Source organism: Sphaerotilus sp., from assembly GCF_013299175.1.
In the GTDB taxonomy this organism is placed as follows: Bacteria; Pseudomonadota; Gammaproteobacteria; order Burkholderiales; family Burkholderiaceae_C; genus Sphaerotilus.
On record NZ_JAAFKF010000001.1, the window covers coordinates 66129 to 84083 of the forward strand.

21 protein-coding genes, 1 tRNA gene and 1 riboswitch are annotated in these 17955 nt (G+C 67.9%); of the genes, 9 read left to right on the plus strand and 13 right to left on the minus strand.

Annotated features, from left to right (window positions below):
• The first annotated feature begins 13 nt into the window (after positions 1–13).
• Together QZW52_RS00305 and QZW52_RS00310 are read left to right on the plus strand one after the other, a co-directional pair.
• Positions 14–937, plus strand: a complete 924-nt coding sequence (locus QZW52_RS00305; protein ID WP_293993851.1) for a branched-chain amino acid transaminase — start codon at positions 14–16, stop codon at positions 935–937.
• Positions 938–960: 23 nt separating this feature from the next.
• Positions 961–1173 (plus strand): zinc-finger domain-containing protein, encoded by a 213-nt coding sequence (locus QZW52_RS00310; RefSeq protein WP_293993852.1) that lies wholly within the window; start codon positions 961–963, stop codon positions 1171–1173.
• Positions 1174–1210: 37 nt separating this feature from the next.
• On the opposite strand, the gene QZW52_RS00315 is transcribed toward QZW52_RS00310, so the two are convergent.
• A complete protein-coding gene (locus QZW52_RS00315; protein ID WP_293993853.1) occupies positions 1211–1918 on the minus strand; it encodes an anti-sigma factor in 708 nt (235 codons plus the stop codon).
• A gap of 3 nt (positions 1919–1921) precedes the next feature.
• Positions 1922–2575 (minus strand): sigma-70 family RNA polymerase sigma factor, encoded by a 654-nt coding sequence (locus QZW52_RS00320; RefSeq protein ID WP_293993854.1) that lies wholly within the window; start codon positions 2573–2575, stop codon positions 1922–1924.
• A 130-nt stretch (positions 2576–2705) separates the two neighbouring features.
• Here QZW52_RS00320 and QZW52_RS00325 point away from each other — a divergent pair, with 130 nt between their 5' ends.
• The 3 genes from QZW52_RS00325 to QZW52_RS00335 are packed head-to-tail and all read left to right on the plus strand — an operon-like array spanning position 2706 to position 4716.
• Positions 2706–3122: a YybH family protein gene (locus QZW52_RS00325; RefSeq protein ID WP_293993855.1), complete on the plus strand. Its 417-nt coding sequence runs from the start codon at positions 2706–2708 to the stop codon at positions 3120–3122.
• Between the two features lie 16 nt (positions 3123–3138).
• Entirely contained in the window at positions 3139–4155 is a 1017-nt protein-coding gene (locus QZW52_RS00330; protein WP_293993856.1) for a YheT family hydrolase, read from the plus strand.
• Between the two features lie 15 nt (positions 4156–4170).
• Positions 4171–4716, plus strand: a complete 546-nt coding sequence (locus tag QZW52_RS00335; RefSeq protein WP_293993857.1) for a DUF2946 family protein — start codon at positions 4171–4173, stop codon at positions 4714–4716.
• Positions 4717–4762: 46 nt separating this feature from the next.
• On the opposite strand, the gene QZW52_RS00340 is transcribed toward QZW52_RS00335, so the two are convergent.
• The gene (locus QZW52_RS00340; RefSeq protein WP_293993858.1) at positions 4763–5284 is read right to left on the minus strand and encodes a c-type cytochrome; all 522 of its coding nucleotides are present in this window, start codon (positions 5282–5284) and stop codon (positions 4763–4765) included.
• Positions 5285–5434: 150 nt separating this feature from the next.
• On the opposite strand from QZW52_RS00340, the gene QZW52_RS00345 reads away from it, so the two are divergent.
• From QZW52_RS00345 to lysM, 4 genes are all read left to right on the plus strand, one after another.
• Positions 5435–5510, plus strand: a tRNA-Arg gene (locus QZW52_RS00345).
• A 74-nt stretch (positions 5511–5584) separates the two neighbouring features.
• Positions 5585–6613 (plus strand): alkaline phosphatase family protein, encoded by a 1029-nt coding sequence (locus QZW52_RS00350; protein ID WP_293993859.1) that lies wholly within the window; start codon positions 5585–5587, stop codon positions 6611–6613.
• Positions 6513–6989: an alkaline phosphatase family protein gene (locus tag QZW52_RS00355; RefSeq protein ID WP_293993860.1), complete on the plus strand. Its 477-nt coding sequence runs from the start codon at positions 6513–6515 to the stop codon at positions 6987–6989. Before QZW52_RS00350 ends, QZW52_RS00355 begins: the two co-directional genes overlap by 101 nt.
• Before the next feature lie 160 nt (positions 6990–7149).
• The gene (gene lysM, locus QZW52_RS00360; RefSeq protein ID WP_293993861.1) at positions 7150–7659 is read left to right on the plus strand and encodes a peptidoglycan-binding protein LysM; all 510 of its coding nucleotides are present in this window, start codon (positions 7150–7152) and stop codon (positions 7657–7659) included.
• 98 nt (positions 7660–7757) lie between these two features.
• Here the strand turns inward: lysM and QZW52_RS00365 are convergent, their stop codons facing one another.
• The 10 genes from QZW52_RS00365 to QZW52_RS00410 form a co-directional block, all read right to left on the minus strand.
• Positions 7758–9884, minus strand: a complete 2127-nt coding sequence (locus QZW52_RS00365) for a xanthine dehydrogenase family protein molybdopterin-binding subunit (protein ID WP_293993862.1) — start codon at positions 9882–9884, stop codon at positions 7758–7760.
• 1 nt (position 9885) lies between these two features.
• Positions 9886–10353, minus strand: coding sequence for a (2Fe-2S)-binding protein (locus QZW52_RS00370; protein WP_293993863.1), 468 nt, complete (start codon positions 10351–10353; stop codon positions 9886–9888).
• Between the two features lie 121 nt (positions 10354–10474).
• Positions 10475–11200: a pirin family protein gene (locus tag QZW52_RS00375; RefSeq protein WP_293993865.1), complete on the minus strand. Its 726-nt coding sequence runs from the start codon at positions 11198–11200 to the stop codon at positions 10475–10477.
• 52 nt (positions 11201–11252) lie between these two features.
• Entirely contained in the window at positions 11253–11420 is a 168-nt protein-coding gene (locus QZW52_RS00380) for a hypothetical protein (protein WP_293993866.1), read from the minus strand.
• Positions 11420–12187, minus strand: a complete 768-nt coding sequence (locus QZW52_RS00385; RefSeq protein ID WP_293993867.1) for an AAA family ATPase — start codon at positions 12185–12187, stop codon at positions 11420–11422. Before QZW52_RS00385 ends, QZW52_RS00380 begins: the two co-directional genes overlap by 1 nt.
• Before the next feature lie 117 nt (positions 12188–12304).
• Complete coding sequence (locus QZW52_RS00390) at positions 12305–12649, minus strand: NIPSNAP family protein (RefSeq protein WP_293993868.1); 345 nt, start codon at positions 12647–12649, stop codon at positions 12305–12307.
• A complete protein-coding gene (locus tag QZW52_RS00395; protein WP_293993870.1) occupies positions 12646–13056 on the minus strand; it encodes a GFA family protein in 411 nt (136 codons plus the stop codon). The genes QZW52_RS00390 and QZW52_RS00395 overlap by 4 nt, the downstream gene beginning before the upstream one ends.
• A gap of 81 nt (positions 13057–13137) precedes the next feature.
• Positions 13138–13353: a DUF4287 domain-containing protein gene (locus tag QZW52_RS00400; protein WP_293993872.1), complete on the minus strand. Its 216-nt coding sequence runs from the start codon at positions 13351–13353 to the stop codon at positions 13138–13140.
• 111 nt (positions 13354–13464) lie between these two features.
• Positions 13465–13968 (minus strand): hypothetical protein, encoded by a 504-nt coding sequence (locus QZW52_RS00405; protein ID WP_293993874.1) that lies wholly within the window; start codon positions 13966–13968, stop codon positions 13465–13467.
• Between the two features lie 39 nt (positions 13969–14007).
• On the minus strand, positions 14008–17661 hold the full coding sequence (locus QZW52_RS00410) for a DUF748 domain-containing protein (RefSeq protein ID WP_434738248.1): 3654 nt from the start codon (positions 17659–17661) through the stop codon (positions 14008–14010).
• A gap of 104 nt (positions 17662–17765) precedes the next feature.
• Positions 17766–17898: riboswitch (TPP riboswitch) on the plus strand.
• Positions 17899–17955 lie beyond the last annotated feature (57 nt).

Consider the following 17955-nt stretch of genomic DNA (forward strand, 5'->3'; position numbering starts at 1 on the left):
GCAAGCACACACCATGTCGATGCACGACCGAGACGGAAAAATCTGGATGGACGGACAACTGGTGGACTGGCGCGACGCCAAGATCCACGTCCTGTCCCACACGCTGCACTATGGCTGCGGCGCCTTCGAGGGCGTGCGCGCCTACAAGACGCCGGACGGCACGGCGATCTTCCGCCTGCGCGAACACACCGAGCGCCTGTTCAACTCGGCCAAGATCCTGCGCATGAAGATCCCCTTCTCGTTCGAGGAGGTGGTGGAGGCGCAGAAGGCCGTCGTGCGCGAGAACCAGTTGGAGAGCTGCTACCTGCGCCCGCTGACCTGGATCGGCTCGGAAAAGCTCGGCGTCAGCCCGAAAGGCAACACCGTCCACCTGATGGTCGCCGCCTGGCCCTGGGGCGCCTACCTGGGCGAAGAGGGCCTGAAGCGCGGCATCCGCGTCAAGATCAGCAGCTACACCCGCCACCACGTCAACATCACGATGACGCAGGCCAAGGCGGTGAGCAACTACACCAACTCGATCCTGGCCAACATGGAAGCGACCGAGGACGGCTACGACGAGGCCATGCTGCTCGACGCAAGTGGGTTCGTCTCCGAAGGCGCCGGCGAGAACCTGTTCGTCATCAAGAACGGCATCGTCTACACGCCCGACCTGTCCGCCGGCGCCCTCAACGGCATCACGCGCAACACGATCTTCTCGATCTGCGCCGACCTGGGCCTGAAAGTGGTGGAAAAGCGCATCACCCGCGACGAGGTCTACATCTGCGACGAAGCCTTCTTCACGGGCACCGCGGCAGAAGTCACCCCCATCCGCGAACTCGACCGGATCGAACTCGGCTGTGGCTCGCGTGGCCCGCTCACCGAGAAGATCCAGGCAGCCTTCTTCGACATCGTCGGTGGCCGCAACCCCAAGTACGCCGAGTGGCTGACCCCGGTCTGAGCCGGTCTGAGGAGCATCAAGACATGAGTGACAACAAAGCTGCTGCCGTCGTGGAAGTGCTGGCCGCCGATCTGCAAGGGCCGGGCGTGGTGTTCTGCCCCAACCCCAAGCAGGCCCTCTGGAGCAACCACCCCAGGGTCTACATCGACCTCAGCCACAGCGGTGAAGGCAAGTGCGCCTACTGCGGAACTGTCTACCGCCTGAAGGCCGGCGAAACGGTCCACGCGCACCACTGACCCGTGACTCGGGCCACGGAGTTGCGCGGCCCGCCGCTCAAAGCTCCAGATGGCCCACCGACACCACCGGCCCCGTCGGCGCGCCGGTCGGTGATCCTCCCGTCGGCTCGACGCTGACGGCAAACGCGGCAGTGCCCTGCAGCAGGTGCTCGCGCAGCACCGTGGTGGCGCCCTGGTTCGACACCAGCCCCAGCGAACGCGGCGCACCCTTCGGTGGCACCGCCCAAAGCTCCAGCGCCTGCGTAGTCGTCACCGCCACGCCCGCCAGCGGCTTGAGCACCAGACTGCGGCCATCGGCGCCGACGCTGGCGACGAAGCTCGCCGGCCCTTGCCCGGTCCCGGTTCCCATCACCACGACCACGGGTGGTTGCACCGGGCCGGGCAGGGTCAGCGCCACGGCCAGCGCGAGCGTGGCCAGACTCGCCGCCCCGGCCAGACCTTGCCAGAGTCCGAGGCGCTCCCACCAGCGGGTGATGCGCTGCTGCACCGAGGCCGAGGCGCCGGCCATGGTGGCGTCGCCGAAGAGCCGTTGCTCGATGCCTGTCCACACGGCGGCTGACGGCGTCACCGGCGGCACGCTCGCCGTCAGGGGCACCAGCCGGTCCTGCCAGCGCCAGACGGCCTGGCGCAAGCCGGGATGCGCCGGCAACAGGGACTCGAAACGGCGGCGTGCGCCCCCGTGCAAGGTGCCCAGCACATATTCGGCGGCCAGGCGATCGCTCAGTTCACGGCGGCTGTAGTCCATGGCTCAACCCCGCGGCCCGGTCACGGTGGCGGTGGCTGGCCCGGCGTCGCCACCCAAGCCGGCACGCTCCAGACACGTGCGCAGCGCCAGCAGGCCGCGGCGCACCCAGCTCTTCACGCTGCCCAGCGGCTGCGTCATCTGTTCGGCCACCTCGGCGTGCGACAGGCCCTGGTAGAAGGCCAGCGCGAGGCACTGTTTCTGGTCGCCGCTCAAGGCGTCCAGACACACCCGCACGGCGCGGGACTCGACGGCGTGGCTGAGCAGCGTCTGGGGATCGGGGTCATCGGAGGCGAAATCCTGCAACATGTCGTGGTCTTCCTCATCCTCCCTGCCGGGGCGGTGGGTGCTGACGGTTTCCGGTTCGGTCTGGCGTCGGCGCAGGCTGTCGATGGCGCGGTTGCGCGCCACGCTCGACAGCCAGGTCAGCGCCTGGGCGCGGCTGGCATCGAATCCCGCTGCGCTGCGCCAGACGTTCACGTAAACCTCCTGGAGAAGCTCTTCGGCGAGATCCCTCTGCCGCTGGATACGCAGGATCACTCCGAGCAGATGCGCGCTGGTGCGCTGGTAGAGGGTGGAAAACGCGGCGCGGTCGCCCAGACCCGTTCTGGCAAGGAGATCGGCCAATTCCTGCGCACGTTCCGGGGAAGTTGCTGCCATGCGTTGGTCCTCGTCGAAGTCGGCGGATTCTAGAGGCCCCACGGGCGCCATGGTGGCTGCGTAGAATCCGGACCATCCTCTGCCGCTAAGGAACCCCATGCCCCGTGCCAAGCCCTTGCAGGCTGCCTTGATGGCGACTCCTGACGAAACCGAAACCCAGTTCTACGAGGCGCTGCAACAGGCCGACCTGGAGCGCGTGATGTCGGTCTGGTCGGACGACGAGGACATCGCCTGCATCCATCCGGGCGGGCCGCGGCTGGTCGGCGCGCAGGCGATCCGGTCGGCCTTCGAGAGCCTGTTTGCCCATGGCCGTGTCGATGCCCGCGTCTCGCAGGTGCGGCGCATCGTGGCCGGAAGCTGCGCCATCCACCATGTCCTCGAAGAGATCCGTGTCACCACCCCCGAGGGGCCGCAGCGCGCCTATGTGCTGGCCACCAACATCTTCGTGAAAACCCCGCAGGGCTGGCGCCTGCTCGCCCACCACGCCAGCCCCGGCAGTCCGCGCCAGGTGCAGGAGTTCAGCGACGAGCCTTCGACGCTGCATTGACCGTGCCCCGCGGTCTGTGCTGACCCTCGACCCCGCTCCGGCCTGGCTGCCCGGCGGCCAGGCGCAAACCGTCTGGCCGGCGCTGTTCTCGCGCCGCCACGATCCTGCCGAGCCGATCGTCTACCGACGCGCGCGCCACACCACGCCGGACGGGGATTTCATCGACATCGACTGGCTGGACCACGGCATCGGCGGCGCTGCGGTCGGCGAGGGTGCGGGCGCCGGCCTGCTGGTGCTGTTCCACGGACTCGAGGGCTCCTCGCGCAGCCACTACGCGCTGGCCTTCGCCGACTGGGCGCGCCGCAATGGGTGGGCGTATGCCGTTCCGCATTTCCGCGGTTGCTCGGGGGAGATGAATCTGGCCCCGCGTGCCTACCACTCGGGCGACCACGCCGAGATCGGCTGGATGCTGGACACGGTCCGCCAGTCGCACACGCACGCGCACCACGGCGGTGGTCCGGTCGTCGCGGTTGGCGTCTCGCTGGGTGGCAATGCCTTGTTGCGCTGGGCGCAGGAGTCAGGCGCGCAGGCAGGGCGGGTGGTGCAGGCAGTGGCGTCGGTGTGTTCGCCGATCGATCTGGCGGCGGCTGGCCACGCCATCGGCCGCGGCCTGAACCGCCACCTCTACACGCCGATGTTCCTGCGCACCATGAAGCCCAAGGCGTTCGCCAAGCTCGCGCAGCACCCCGGCCTGTTCGACGCCGACCGACTCCGTCAGGCGCGTGATCTCTACACCTTCGACAACCTCTTCACCGCCCCGCTGCACGGCTACCGGGACACCGAGGACTACTGGCTCCGCGCCTCCGCCCAGCCGCGGCTGGCCGAGATCCGCATTCCGGCGCTGGTGCTCAACGCCCGCAACGACCCTTTCGTGCCAGCCGAGAGCCTGCCCGCTGCGCACGAAGTCGGGCGCCACGTCACCCTGTGGCAACCCGACCACGGTGGACATGTCGGCTTTGCCAGCGGGGCGCTGCCGGGGGATGTGCGCGGATTGCCGCGGGCCGTGATGGGCTGGCTGCAGGCGGCGTGCTGAGGCAAGATCGGCCGCATGGATGACATCGTTCGACAAGCCCTGAAGAAGTGGCCCAACGTGCCCGACTGCCGCGGCTGGCTCGCGCTGGACGCCCGCGGCGACTGGTACATGCGCGACGACCGCACGCAGGCGGCCGGCCCGTTCCCGCAAGTCAAAGGCAGCCGCATCCTGCACGACAAGCTGCGGGAGTTCATTGGCCGCAACTACGAGGCCGATGCCGACGGTTGCTGGTTTTTTCAGAATGGGCCGCAGAAGGTGTTCGTCGAGCTGGAGGCGGCGCCGTGGGTGTTCGGCGTGCAGTGGCTGGATGGCCTGTGGCGCGTCGAGACGCAGACCGGGCGGGTGGTGCCCTCGGTGGACGCGGTGCTGGTCGATGAGCAGGGGCGGCTATTCCTGGACACGCCGATCGGCCTCGGGCTGGTGCGCTCGGCGGACATGGACGCGGCGGCGGATGCGGTGATCGGCGGGGTGTGGGTGCCGCAGGAGGTGCCGTTTGCCGGGTTGCCTGCGCGCTTTGGCTACTACCTCAGTCCGCAGCAGCGCGTGCGCGTTCCGCCATGAAAAAAGCCGGTCGATGACCGGCTTTCGGTGTTCTGAGCGGAGCGGATTACTTCGACGCGGCGTCCGCCGGCGCAGCAGCAGCCTTCGGCTCTTCGAACTTGGCGCCACCGGCGTTGGCCATGTAGACCACGGCGCGGCCGATTTCAACGTCGCTGAAATCACCACCACCCTGTGCGCCCATCGCGCCTTTGCCCTTGAGGGCGGACGTCAGCAGGGCTTCATACCCCTTGCCGACGCGCGGACCCCAGGCGGCCGCGTCACCGAACTTCGGCGCGCCCGCCAGGCCGGCGGTGTGGCAGGCCGTGCATTGGCCCTTGAACACGTCTTCGCCCGACTTCAGTGGGCCGCCTTCGAGCTTGATGTTCACCGCACCGACAGGCTGGATGCGCGCGGCCGTGGCTTCGGCGCTCAAGGCGTCGGCACCGGCACCGGCGCGGGACTCGCTGCCGACGTTCTTCACCAGCAAGACAATGGCGAAGATGGGCACAACAAAGGCAAAGATCACCGCCAGGATGAGTTGCTTGGGGGTCTTGATCGGGCTTTCGTGCTCGTCGTGGGCTTGGCTCATGGATTCCTCAGGGCTGTTGAACGCGGTGTGGGCACTGTTCGCGTGCAGGGCAGGCAGGGTGCGCAAAACCGTCGAATTATAAGGGGCGGATGCATCTCGGCCGTGTTGCGTGCATGCTGCGTTGCAATAACTGCTAGAATCGCATTCGCTGCGCCCGTAGCTCAATGGATAGAGTATTGGCCTCCGAAGCCAAGGGTTGCTGGTTCGATCCCAGCCGGGCGCACCACCCGATCCGTGAAACGCCAACCACCGCCGGTTGGCGTTTTCGCTTGTGCGGCGGTTTTCTGTCCCGGAGTGCCTGTGACTGCAGCAAAACGTCTGGCCTCGGTGGCCCTTCTGGTCGCCGCGTGGAGCGGGGTGGCCGCACCGGCCTGCGCTGTGCCATATGACCACATCGTCATCGTTGTGCTCGAAAACCGCTCGGCCGACGCCGGCGGCGAGCAGCGCATCTGGGGCAACCCGGCGATGCCCTTCCTCAACGGACTCGCCAACGACCCGCAGCACGGCGCCCGTTTCTCCAACGCCTTTGCGTCCGAGACCCCGTACCGCCGCATCCCCGCCGGCTTCCGGACGCCGTTGTCGGCCCGGCCCAGTCAGCCGAACTATCTCTACCTGTTCTCGGCCAGCCACCAGGGCGTGCTGCCGGCGTGGTTCCTCGACCCGACCTCGCCCTACCGAGGCGATGTGCGCATGGAGAGCAACGGCGACGCCCTGTCGGCCAAGCGCAGCGACCAGCCGGCCGGCATCGGCAACCTGCTGGTGCCCGCGGCCCGCCGCCCCTTCCGCACGGCCAACCTGGGCGCCGCCCTGCGCAACGCCGGCAAATCGTTCCTGACCTTCTCCGAAAGCCTGCCGCACCCGCTCTGGGACGGCGAGGGCGACCTCAACCCGCTGACCGACCACTACCGCCGCAAGCACAACCCGGCCATCAACTGGATCGACTTCGGCCCGGCGCACACCCCGCGCAGCGTGCCCGAGGCGCAGCGCCGCTTCCTGCTGCCGGTGGACGTGAACCTGGGTTTCCGGGCCACGCAAGACCCGACCGGCCGCCGCTGGCGCGGGTTCATGGAAGACGAACACGGCCGCCCGCTCGACTTCGCGAAGCTGCCCACCGTCTCCCTCGTCGTCCCCGACGAGCAGCATGACGCCCACAGCGCCCCGCTCGCCGACGCCCACAGCGCCCCGCTCGCCGACGCCGATGACTGGCTGCACCGCCACATCGGCCCCTATGCCGCCTGGGCGCGCACGCACAACAGCCTGCTCATCGTCACCTTCGACGAGGACGGCTCCACCGGACGCCCACAGCGCCCCGCTCGCCGACGCCGATGACTGGCTGCACCGCCACATCGGCCCCTATGCCGCCTGGGCGCGCACGCACAACAGCCTGCTCATCGTCACCTTCGACGAGGACGGCTCCACCGACACCTCGCAAGGCGACGGCTACCGCACCGGCCGCCACACCATTGCCACGCTGCTCCACGGCGCTGGCGTGCGCCCCGGCGTCTACGGCGAGCGCATCGACGCGCTGAACGTGCTCGCCACAGTGCTGCACGACCAGGGACTGCTGGAGGGCTTCCGCCGCGACTTCCTGGCGACCTGCACCGAGGACCGCCCCACCTGCGAGCGCGAGCACGCCAACCTGCGCCCCATCGCGGATGTGTTCGGCCGAGGCGAGCCGCTGGTCGAGCTGCCTGCCGTGCGTTGAGATCGGGTGAGGGTGGCCCTATACCGCGGTATGGGGGTGATTCTGGTGAAACAAGTCACGCTTGCCATGTGATCGCGGTGCGTCTACCCTGTCTGTCCAGACGTGCCGCGCTGGCACGTTGTCTACCCACCGAAGCAAACTGCGTGAAGGAACCGAGACCATGGGATTGATGAGTTTCATCAAGGATGCCGGCGAAAAGCTCTTTGGCAGCCACAACCCTGAAAAAGCCGCTGCCGAGGCCGCGACTGCCGCCGATCCTGCCGCTGCACAAGCCAAGCTGGAAGCGGCCAACGCCGGCGCGGCGGCTGCCATCGAGAAGTACATCGGGGCGCAGGGCTTGAGCGTCGATGGTCTGCAGGTCGCCTTCGACGGCACCACCTGTGAGGCCACCGTCTCCGGCTGCGCCAACGACCAGGCGACGAAGGAAAAAGTCCTGCTGTGCTGCGGCAACGTCGCGGGCGTCAACGGCGTCAACGACCTGATGACCGTCAACGAGCCGGCGGACGAGTCGCGCTGGCACACCGTCGTGCGTGGCGACACCCTGTCGGGCATCGCCAAGGCCGAATACGGCAACGCCAACGCCTACATGAAGATCTTCGAGGCCAACAAGCCCATGCTCAGCCACCCGGACAAGATCTATCCGGGCCAGACGCTGCGCATTCCGGCCTGAACCAGGACATCCCGTTCTGCCTGCGCAAGCGGGCCACCACGGCGACCGAGCGATCGGTCGCCGTTTTTCGTGGTGCGCCGCTCGCATGGCGGCACGGGTCAGGTCCGCTTCAATGCCGCCGTGTCGAACGGCATCGCCCGTAGCCGCTTCCCCGTCGCCGCAAAGATCGCATTCGCCACTGCCGGCGCGATCGGCGGCGTTCCCGGCTCGCCAATCCCGCCAGGCGCCTCGCTGCTCTCGACGAGGTGAACCTCCACCGCCGGCATCTCGGTCATGCGCAGCACCGGGTAGTTGTGGAAGTTGCCTTGCTCGACGCGCCCGTCGGCGTAGCTGATGCGGCCGTACAGCGCCGCCGACAGCCCGAAGGCGATCGACCCCTCGATCTGGCGCCGGATGATCGCCGGGTTGACCATCAGGCCGCAATCGACCGCCGCGACGACGCGGTGGACCTTGGGCGTGCCGTCCGCCGCGACCGAGACCTCGGCGACCTCGGCCACATAGCTGCCGAAGCTCGACACCACCGCGATGCCCCGGTGCATCCCTGCTGGCAGCGCACCACCCCAGCCCGCCTTCTGCGCTGCGACCTCCAGCACCTTCAGGTGGCGTGGCGACTTGCCGAGCATCCCGCGCCGGAACTCGAACGGGTCTTTCCCCGCTGCGTGCGCCAGTTCGTCGATGAAGCTTTCCATGAAGAAGCTGTTCTGCGAGTGCCCGACCGAGCGCCAGAACCAGACCTGCGGACCCGGTTCGCGGCGGACGTAGCCGATGTGCTCGTGCGCGATGTCGTAGGGGTGGTCGGCGATGCCCTCGACGGCGAAGTGGTCCACGCCGCTCTCGGGGATCTTCATGAAGCCGGAGCCGCCCATGATCGACGGCGAGGCGACGTTGCTGCGCAGCAGGACCGCTTTGCCCTGCGCATCCAGCCCGCCGCGGAAGGTGGTGACGGACGCCGGCCGGTAGAAGCCCGCCGCCATGTCGTCCTCGCGGCTGTAGATCAGCTTGACCGGCGCGCCCGCGATCTTCGACAGCAGCGTCGCGTCGATCACGAAATCCGGGGCGAAGCGGCGACCGAAACCGCCGCCGAGCATCATCGTGTTGACCTTCACCTTGCCCGGCTGCACGGACGCGATCTGGCCGAGGATGCCTTGCAGCGGACCCTGGCTCTGCGTCCCGGCCCAGATCTCGACCGCATCCGCCGTGACCGACGCCGTGCAGTTCATCGGCTCCATGCAGGCGTGCGCGAGGTAGGGTGCCTCGTAGGTGGCATCGAGCGTGCGGCTGGCCTGCGCCGTGTCCGGGGTACCGCCGGTCTTGGCGACGGCGCCGGTGCCACGCGCGGCGGCCTCGTGCAGCGTCGCGCTGATCTTCGCGGACGACAGCCCCGCCTTGTCGCCGAAATCCCAGTCGATCTGCAGCGCATCGCGGCCCTTCTTCGCCGCCCAGTAGCCGCTGGCGAGAACGGCCACGCCGGACGGAATCGCGATCACCTTCTGCACGCCCTTGACCGCCCGCGCCGCGCTGTCGTCGAACTTCGCGACCTTGACACCCGGCAGCGGCGCCCGCGCCATCACCGCCACCAGCATCCCCGGCACCTGCACGTCGATGCCGTAGCGGGCCGTGCCGTTGACCTTGGCCGGCGTGTCGAGCCGTTTCAGCGGCTGGCCGAGCAGGCGGAACTCCTTCGGGTTCTTCAGCGGTGGCTTCTCGGGTGGTGTCTGTCGGCGCGCCGCCTCGACCAGATCGCCGTAGCGCAGCCGCCGGCCATCGGCGTGGATCACCTCGCTGTTCTCGGTGCGGCACTGGTCAGGGGTGGTTTTCCACGTCTCGGCGGCGGCGGCGACGAGCATCGCCCGCGCCGCCGCACCGGCCTGACGCACCACCTGCCAGTGGCCGCGCACGGTGGACGAGCCGCCGGTGGCCTGCATCCCGAAGGCGGGGTTGGCATACGCCTGGTCCACGGGGGCCTGCTCGACCTGCACGGTGCGCCAGTCGGCGTCCAGCTCTTCGGCCACCATCATCGGGATGGCGGTGAGCACGCCCTGGCCCATCTCGGCCGAACCGCAAACGATGGTGATGCGGTGGTCGGGCGTCAGCCGGAGCCACGCGCTGGGCGCGAATGGGGTGTTGCCTTGTGCCATCGCCCGGCGCGAGAGCAGGGGCAGCGTGAAACCGAGAACCAGCGCGGAGCCCGAGCCGGCGAGGAAGGTGCGGCGGGTGGTGTCCATCTCAGGCTCCCCGTTGCAGCGTGACCGCGGCGACCTGGATGGCGGCGCGGATCTGGTGGTAGGTGCCGCAGCGGCAGAGGTTGCCGCTCATCGCGCCGTCGATGTCGGCGTCGCTGGGCTTCTTGTTCTGCGCGAGCAGGGCGCAGGCGCTCATCACCTGGCCGGACTGGCAGTAGCCGCACTGCGGCACATCGCCCGCGTTCCACGCCGCCTGCACCGCCTGGCCAACCGGGCTGGCGCCGATGCCCTCGATCGTGGTGACGCGCTTGCCTGCCGCGGCCGACAGCGGCGTCTGGCAGGCGCGCACTGCCTGTCCATCCAGATGCACCGTGCAGGCGCCGCACAGCGCCATGCCACAGCCGAACTTGGTGCCGGTGAGCTGCAGCTCTTCGCGCAGCGCCCACAGCAGTGGCATCTCGGGATCGGCATCGATCGACACCGCTTTGGAATTCACGTTCAACGAAACCATGACCACCGACTCCTCGTGGTGTTGCCAGGCGGGAATGCCCGGCGCGCGACCATCGTAGCCCTGCAACTGCGGTGTAGACAGTCGCCCAGGTGTCGATTCCACCCCAGGAAAACCCGCAAGTTCAGCGCGTCGGTGGATGCTCGGTGCGTCCGTCGGCGTGGCGGGCAAAGCGGGTCGGGTCGCTGCCATGCACCGGGGCCGTGTCCGGCCACTGCCAGCCGCCGAACTGCGTGCGCTGGTAGTCCGCGAACGCTTGCCGGATCTCGGCCTCGGTGTTCATCACGAAGGGTCCGTACTGCGCCACCGGCTCGCCGATCGGGCGGCCCTGCAGCATCAGCAGCTCGGCGGGCGTGGCGGCACTGTTGACATCGCCGGCCCACAGCATCGTGAAATGTGGTGCCGCGAACTTCTGGCGGGCGGGCAGGTTCAGCCAGATCTGGAACAGGTCGAGCGGGTTCGGCGTGGTGGTGGACAGCAGCGGGAACATCTCGCTGTGCTGGATGCCGCGGCCTGCGGTCAGCCACTGCACGTCGCCGTCGCCATAGCGGGCGGCAGCGCCCATCGAGTCGGCGTGGTCGATGTGGCCGGTGCGGACCAGCGTGACGGTCTCGAAGCCGCGGTGCGGGTGGGCGGGGAAGCCGGGCACCTGCCGGCCGTGGTACATGCTCCAGCCGTCGCGGCAGGAGAAATCGCTGCCGACCTGCCGACCGGACAGCGACGCGGCCGGGCCATAGCGGCCGTTGCCCTGCGGGTAGCGGTCGTCGTGGTGGACGCAGAAGAGGAAGGGATCCTGGGTTGGCCAGGGGAAACCGAGGGGGTGGAGGGTCAGCATGGCGGTGGTGGGCATGGGGTGGTCCCGGTTCTGTTGGGCAAAGGCTTGCAGTGGTGCCGACCGTGGCTCAGACGGTGAACACCTGATTCAGCCAGTGGGCCAGTGGCTGATAGCTGCTGCCACCGGTGTCGAACAGGCCATCCTGTACTGCGCGGTCCAGACCCTGTCCCGGCCAAGCCTGCCATGCCAGCTGGCCTTGGCCTTCGACGACCAGGATGCTCGAATGGCTCGCCATCAGCGCACCTCCACATCGGATTGCGTGATGCTGTAGAGCGCATCTTCATCGAACACGGTGGCGATGACGCGGCCCCGGTCACTGGTGCGCACGCTGCGGCCGACGCGGAACAGCACGCCTTCGGTGTCTTGCCGGTCGTGTGCCACCTTCGAGAAGCTTTCGATGCAGTCCCAACTGTGGGTGGTGGCGAAGACCTGGATGTCGAGTTGCTCGGCCATCTCGATCAGCAGGAAACCGCCGCGGGCCGAAACCAGCTTGAGCGCGATTTGCAGGATACGCAACATGCCGTCGCCGAGGCTTTTCAGGGCGACTGGGGCGGGGGTGTTCGACAGCTTGACCTTGGCGCTGCGCCGCATGGGCGGCCGGGTCTTGATCGGATCAATCGGGCCGTCGTCGATGCGCACGAAGGTCAGGTTCTCGAACTCGGGCGTGATGATCTTCAGGGCGCGGCGGACGATGTCCTCGTGCTCGGTGAACACGATCCGGTCCCAGTCGTCGGCCAGTTCATCCATCGACATCCAGCGTGTCTGGACGAAGCCGCAGGGCACGAGGGGCGTGGTGTCCTGCGTGGGTGGATTCGGATGGATGCGGATCGTCGCGGCCGGGTTTTGTGGATCACCCATCTGGATGGCGTGGTCCACGGCGTCATCCGCAGGCAAGCGCCGCCCGGTGAACAGGTCTTGCAGGGTTTCGTCATGTTCAAGGGCGATGCTGTCGAGCAATGCCTTGTTGGCGTGGCCTGCGCAGATCCTGAGAGCCTCCAGCACGGAGCTTTTGCCTGCATTGTTCTTGCTTCTTGCCGACGATCAGGTTGATGCGGCCGAGCTTGGAGACCTCGAAATCGGCCAGTGCCCGGAAATTCCTGATGGCGAGTGAATTGAGCATCATGCCGTCCGGTTGAGTTCTCTCAGGCTGTCAATCGCGCTTTCCTCAGCCCAGATGAGCGTGTTCATGTACGTGTCAATCCGGCTGACCAACTCGTTTCGGGGGCCGATTCTCCAGTCATCTGAACCATAGAACTCGGCCTGTTCCTTTTCGAGGGCTTCGCGACTGGCATAGGCGCGGGCCAAGAAATAAGTTTCTTCCTCGTGATCGGATCGACCGTAGGCCACGACATCCATTCCCTTTGACTTGAGCAGGGGGACGGCCTTTGTCTGCACGGCATGGTGGAATGCATCCATTTCACCTGGTTTCAGGCGATAGGTGCGTATTTCGAGTAATTTGGTCATCGAGGGCGATCCACGGGATGGTTGACGCCATCATAGGTTGGAATCCCCTCGATCTTGAGGGGATTGATGCCATCGAGGCAAGCCACATTGAAACCGTATTGGGCAGGATTCGAGCGGCGCTGGTGATGTGTGTAGATGCCGCAGTTGGCGCAGAAAAAATGCTGGGCTGTTTTTGTATTGAATTGATAAAGCTTGAGATGTTGATTGCCTTTGATGATGTTGATGCCGGAAAGCGGCACCGAAGCAACAATGGCACCACGGCGGCGGCACAAGGAGCAATCACAGCGCCGCACATCGACCAAGCCGTCGGGTAACGAAAGCTCCAACTCGACTGCGCCACAATGGCAAGTTGCTTTGTGTCTTGGTCTTATGGGGACGCCATCGACTTCCTTGAGATTGATCGGCATGATTTCTCCTGGGGAACAAGGCTATTTGTTGGGTGAAGTGTTGTCACGGTGGAGTGAATCACCATGGCTGCTTGCCATCGATTATTTTTTTGTTTTCGAGAGCGCGTGGGCCACGATGGCATTTGCATGACCGTGCCCCAGGTGGTGCTCGGTCTTCAGCCAGTTCACGATTTCCATGTGCTTCATGCCCTTGGCTTGGCTCACGAGGTCCAGCCAGTGGCTGATCGGGTGGCCGTGCTTCTGCTCGATGGAGGGGAAGTAGGAGGCGGGGCCTTTGGGCTTCTCATCGGTGGTCATGGCGGGCTTTCAATCGGGGCTGTTCTCGCGGTACGTGCCGGCCTGCAGGTGTTGTGTTCCATTTTTGAATCCGCCCAGGCTGTTCAGAATAGCGAAACTTCAATTTCAGGTCTACGCCCACCACCCCCGAACCCGCCTCCCAACCCCCCGCCGAATCCACCGCCCCACCCGCCACCCCCGCGACGCCCGCACCCGCGCCACCGCCATCTCCTTCCACGCCGTCCATCGCCCATGAACCCGCGCAAACCACGCCATCTGCATCAACGCCGGCTGCGTGAGTTGAAAGATCCGGGCGACGAGCGCGGTGCCGATCAGCTTGGCCAGCACGATCACGGACACCCCGGTGAAGACGTGGCCATGCGTCATCAGCGCCAGCGCGGCAAGCTTGACCGGCAGCAGCATCAGCCCCGGCGCGAGGAATACCGCCAGCGCCCACCCCGGCGGCAACCCGGCAATGCGGCGCTCCAGCCAGCCGATCAGCGGCCACCGCGCCAGCCGCGCCATCAGCCGGGCCAGCGGCTCCCAGCCCCATTCCTCGAACAGGACGACCAGGGCCACCAGCCACTGGAGCAGCCAGCGCAGCGGGCGGGTGAGCAGGGCGATCAGTTCACGCATCGCCGCAGTCTGGCACAGCCCGCGCCCGTTCGGGTCGGCTCAGTGCGCCGACAGCGTCAGCTCGGCGCGGGGCTTGCCGCTGGTGTCGGCCTGGGTCTTGGGCGCCGCCAGGAACAGCCGCTCGTTGGGCAGTTGCCGCGCCAGCAGCGCATCGCGCACCGCCTCGCCGCGCTGCGCCGCCAGCGTGCGCCAGGTGTCGGGCGTGACCGGCACGGCGTCGGCGAGAACGGCGGCCGGATCGGCATCGGCAGGCCGGGACGCCGCGGTGGCCGGCGCGCTGGCCCGTGCAGCCGGTTTTGCGGCAGCCGCTGTGCGGGCCGGTTGGCGCAGCAGGGCGTCGAGCAAACGCACCCGGTCGGCCGGTGTCGGCACCGCGTCGGCGGCCACCTCGGGGGCATCGCCGGCCTTCTCGCGCTCCTGCCGCCACAGCGCCTGCACCTGCTGCTCCACCGCCGCGCGCTGGTACGCCACGCGCTCGGTCAGCCCGTCGGCGTGGCCGGTCAGCGTGAGCCGGAGCGCCGGGCGGTCCAGCAGTGATTGCACCACCTTGCCCACCGCCGCCTGCCCCTCGGGCGTCAGCACCGCTGTGCCCGGCTCGAACGTGACCACGCTCAGGTCATCGCCCCCACCGCCCGACAGCAAGGAAAACGGCGCCGTGATCGCCTTGGTCAGCACGTTGCCGATCACCTTCAGCACCAGCCCGAAGACACTGAACTGCGGGTCGTTGAGCGAGCCGCCGATGGGCAAATCCAGGTCGATCACCCCGTTCCGGTCCTTCAGCAGCGCCACCGCCAGCAGCACCGGCAACTGCGTCGCGGTCGGGCTTTCGACCCGTTCGCCGAAGGTGAGCTGGTTCAGCACGAGCTTGTTGGTCGCGGTGAGCTGGCCTTCGGGCGTGATGCGGTAGGCGACCTCCATCGTCAGCTTGCCGCGCTCGATGCCGTAGCCCGCGTACTTGCCGGCGTAGGGCGACAGCGGCGTCAGCTCCAGGTCGGCGGCGCGGGCACGCAGGTCCATCACGGGCGGGTTGGCAGTCGGGTTGATCTGGCCGCTGAGGTCGAGCGTGCCGGTGCGCGCCACCTTGCCCCGCAGCGTGATGTCGGCCATCTCGCGGGTGCCGGCGCGCAGCGCGCCAAGGGTGCCTTGCAGCTCGCTCAGGTCGGCGCTGTAGTTCGGGCGGATGAAGCGGTCGGTGAAATCGACGCGGCCGTTGCTCAACCGGGTTGCGGTGATGGTCAGGTCGATCGGCAGCTCGCTGGCCTTGGCGGGCGCGCTGGCGGGTGTGGCCGGGGCCGGGGCGCTGGCTGTGGCGTCGGGGGCCGTCGCTGGCGCGGGGCCGACATCCTGCAGGTTGAAGCGCCCCTCCTCGGTGATGACGAGCTTCGAGTAGAAATCGTTCAGCCCGAGCGCGCCGATGACCACGCGGGGTTTCTGCGGCGGTTTGAGCACCACGTCCAGCCCTTGCAGCGTCAGCGCCTGCCAGCGCAGCAGTTCGTCGCTGGTGTGCTGCGCGGTGCGGCGGGTGTGGAGCTGCACGTCGCCGACGCGGCCGTCGCCCTTGAGCGTGACATTCAGCCCGGTCGGCCCATCCTGCAGCGCCAGATCACCGTCGTAGCCCAGGTTCGCCCGCAGCAGGCTCAGCCCGAGCGCCTCGCCGAAATACGGCTCCAGCGCGTGGACCGGGAAGTTCTGCACCTTGAGCTTGCTGGCCAGCCGCAGCGGGGCGAGGCTCAGCTCGCCACGGCCGTCGAGCGTGCGGACCACGGGGCCTTTGCCTTTCGCGGCGGGTGCGCCGGTCGCCGTGGCGGGGGTGACGTTGGCGCCGAGTTGCCAGCGCAGCGGCGTGGTGAGCTGGTCGCCGCGCAGGGCGAGGTTCTGCAGCCCGACCGTGAGCTGGGCGATGTCGAGCTGCACGGGGGTGGCGACCTGTGCGTCGGCGAACTGGAGGCGACCGTCCCGCAGTTGCGCATCCTTGAGCGTCACCTGCCAGGGCGGCGACGCGGGCGGGCTGGGCGGCTGGGGCACGGACCACTGCAGCACGTTCCACTCGCCCTTGGTGCTGCGCGCGAGCCGGGTGTCGAGGCGGTCGATCTGCACGCGGTCGAGCGCCACGGTGTGGGCGTGCAGATCGATCGCGGCGCTGTCGAGCTGCAGCTTGCCCAGCGTGGCCAGTGCGACCAGTGGGGTGTTGCGGTCGCTGAGCTGGAGCGCCTCGATGGTGGCTTGCTTCAGGTCGAGCTGGAGTTGCGCGGGTTGCGGGTCCACTGCGGCGACCCAGCGCAGTTGCCCGCTGGCCGACAGCGCGCCACCGAGCTGGGGCTTGAGCGTGGCGTTCAAGTAGGGCTGCAACGCGGCGAGGGCGAGGCGCTCGATCTGTAGGTCCACCCGTGCGCTGCGTTCTCCGGCCTCGCCTTGTGCGGTCAGCTTGCCTTGGGCGGGTGCGTCGGCACCGGGGCCATGCAGCGTGGCGCTCAGCTTGAGCGGGATCGGTGCGACCAGCGGCCATTGCACGGCGCCGGTCTCCAGATCCAGCCCCTGCAGTGTCAAGGTGGCGGCAGGTTGCGTGGTGGCATCGCGCCAGTGGACGCGGGTGTTCTGCAGCGCGAGCGACTCGACCTTGACCTGCCACTCGGGCGCGACGGCGGAGTCGGTGGCGGATGCGGGCGTGGCATTGGCGGGTCCGGCGATCTGCTGCAGGCTCAGCCGGCCTTGGGCATCGCGCGACACGTCCAGCGCCAGGCCATCGAGCGTGACCGCGCCGAGCGTGATCTGGCGCGCCAGCGGCTGCACATCGCGCAGCGCCACGTCCAGCGCCTCCCAGCCCACCAGCGCCGCGCCACCGCGGTCGGTCAACGCCAGGTCGCGGGCACCGAATGTCCCGGTCACGCGCAGGTGCGGCGTGCCCGTGGCGGGCGTGTCGAAGTGGAGCGCCAGATCGGTCTGCAGCGACCCTTTCTGCAGCTTCACCGGCAGCGCGTCCGGCCAGTAGCCGAGCCAGGGCGCGAGGTCGAACGGCGCGAGCTTGAACTGCGCCTCGGTCGCCCGCGTGGCGGTGAAGGGTTTGGCCTTGGCGGCGGAATCAAACGCGGTGCCATCCAGGTTGAACGCCAGCCGGGGCGTGACCTCGATGTCGATCTGCGACGGCAGGTTCGACAGGAAGGGCACGGCGAGCGTCAGGTCTTTGAGCACATGCTGGCGCTGCAGCGGCTGGTCATCGAACACGACGTGGCCGCCACGCAGTTGCACGTTGTAGAGCGCGAACTGCGCGGGTTTCGATTCAGGCTTCTCGGGCGTCGGCGTGCTGAACCGGGCGATCAGGTCGTCGATGTCGTAGTGGCCCTCGGCGGTGCGGGTCAGGCGGACCTCGGGCTGGTCGATCTCCAGCGCGGTCAGCACGGGCGCGAGGTTCACCAGCGAGCGCAGGTCGGCGTCGGCGTGGAGCTTGGCGATCTTCAGCAGCGGCTCGGTGGACGCGCTGCCGGGCGCGGCGCCGATGGTGAGCTGCTCGGCGGTCAGCGCCAGCGTCCACGGCTTGAAGTCGATCCGCCCGACCTGCACTGGGCGACCGAGGGCCACGCTGGCGCGCTGCTCGGTCTGCGATTTCAGCAGCGGCGGCACGCCCAGCCACGCCACACCTGCCAGCACGGCCAAGGCCAGCAAGCTCCAACCGATCCATTTCGCCACTTTCAACATTCGCTGCACAGCGCCTCGCTTGTTGTCGAAACAACGTTGAACAGGGAACCATGGTGCCTCAAGTGGGTGCGGCTTGACGCCCCCACTTCACCTCCCGACAATGCGGCCACGCTCCGGGGTGCCCCGGGTCGGCAGTTCTTCACTGACTGCGGCCCGACGTGCTGAGATGGTCGAAAGACCGAACCCGCTGTACTTGACCCGGTTAGTACCGGCGTAAGAAGAGCCCGCACCAGACCACATGGCGTCCGACCCTGGATCGCCGGCCCGGGGCACCCTTCGGAGCGTAGCCATTCC

Coding starts and splice junctions, on each gene's coding strand:
- QZW52_RS00305 (WP_293993851.1), top strand. CDS start 14: ATGTCGATGCACGACCGAGACGGAAAAATCTGGATGGACGGACAACTG.
- QZW52_RS00310 (WP_293993852.1), top strand. CDS start 961: ATGAGTGACAACAAAGCTGCTGCCGTCGTGGAAGTGCTGGCCGCCGAT.
- QZW52_RS00315 (WP_293993853.1), bottom strand. CDS start 1,918: ATGGACTACAGCCGCCGTGAACTGAGCGATCGCCTGGCCGCCGAATAT.
- QZW52_RS00320 (WP_293993854.1), bottom strand. CDS start 2,575: ATGGCAGCAACTTCCCCGGAACGTGCGCAGGAATTGGCCGATCTCCTT.
- QZW52_RS00325 (WP_293993855.1), top strand. CDS start 2,706: ATGGCGACTCCTGACGAAACCGAAACCCAGTTCTACGAGGCGCTGCAA.
- QZW52_RS00335 (WP_293993857.1), top strand. CDS start 4,171: ATGGATGACATCGTTCGACAAGCCCTGAAGAAGTGGCCCAACGTGCCC.
- QZW52_RS00340 (WP_293993858.1), bottom strand. CDS start 5,284: ATGAGCCAAGCCCACGACGAGCACGAAAGCCCGATCAAGACCCCCAAG.
- QZW52_RS00355 (WP_293993860.1), top strand. CDS start 6,513: ATGCCGCCTGGGCGCGCACGCACAACAGCCTGCTCATCGTCACCTTCG.
- lysM (WP_293993861.1), top strand. CDS start 7,150: ATGGGATTGATGAGTTTCATCAAGGATGCCGGCGAAAAGCTCTTTGGC.
- QZW52_RS00365 (WP_293993862.1), bottom strand. CDS start 9,884: ATGGACACCACCCGCCGCACCTTCCTCGCCGGCTCGGGCTCCGCGCTG.
- QZW52_RS00370 (WP_293993863.1), bottom strand. CDS start 10,353: ATGGTTTCGTTGAACGTGAATTCCAAAGCGGTGTCGATCGATGCCGAT.
- QZW52_RS00375 (WP_293993865.1), bottom strand. CDS start 11,200: ATGCCCACCACCGCCATGCTGACCCTCCACCCCCTCGGTTTCCCCTGG.
- QZW52_RS00380 (WP_293993866.1), bottom strand. CDS start 11,420: ATGGCGAGCCATTCGAGCATCCTGGTCGTCGAAGGCCAAGGCCAGCTG.
- QZW52_RS00390 (WP_293993868.1), bottom strand. CDS start 12,649: ATGACCAAATTACTCGAAATACGCACCTATCGCCTGAAACCAGGTGAA.
- QZW52_RS00395 (WP_293993870.1), bottom strand. CDS start 13,056: ATGCCGATCAATCTCAAGGAAGTCGATGGCGTCCCCATAAGACCAAGA.
- QZW52_RS00400 (WP_293993872.1), bottom strand. CDS start 13,353: ATGACCACCGATGAGAAGCCCAAAGGCCCCGCCTCCTACTTCCCCTCC.
- QZW52_RS00405 (WP_293993874.1), bottom strand. CDS start 13,968: ATGCGTGAACTGATCGCCCTGCTCACCCGCCCGCTGCGCTGGCTGCTC.
- QZW52_RS00410 (WP_434738248.1), bottom strand. CDS start 17,661: ATGTTGAAAGTGGCGAAATGGATCGGTTGGAGCTTGCTGGCCTTGGCC.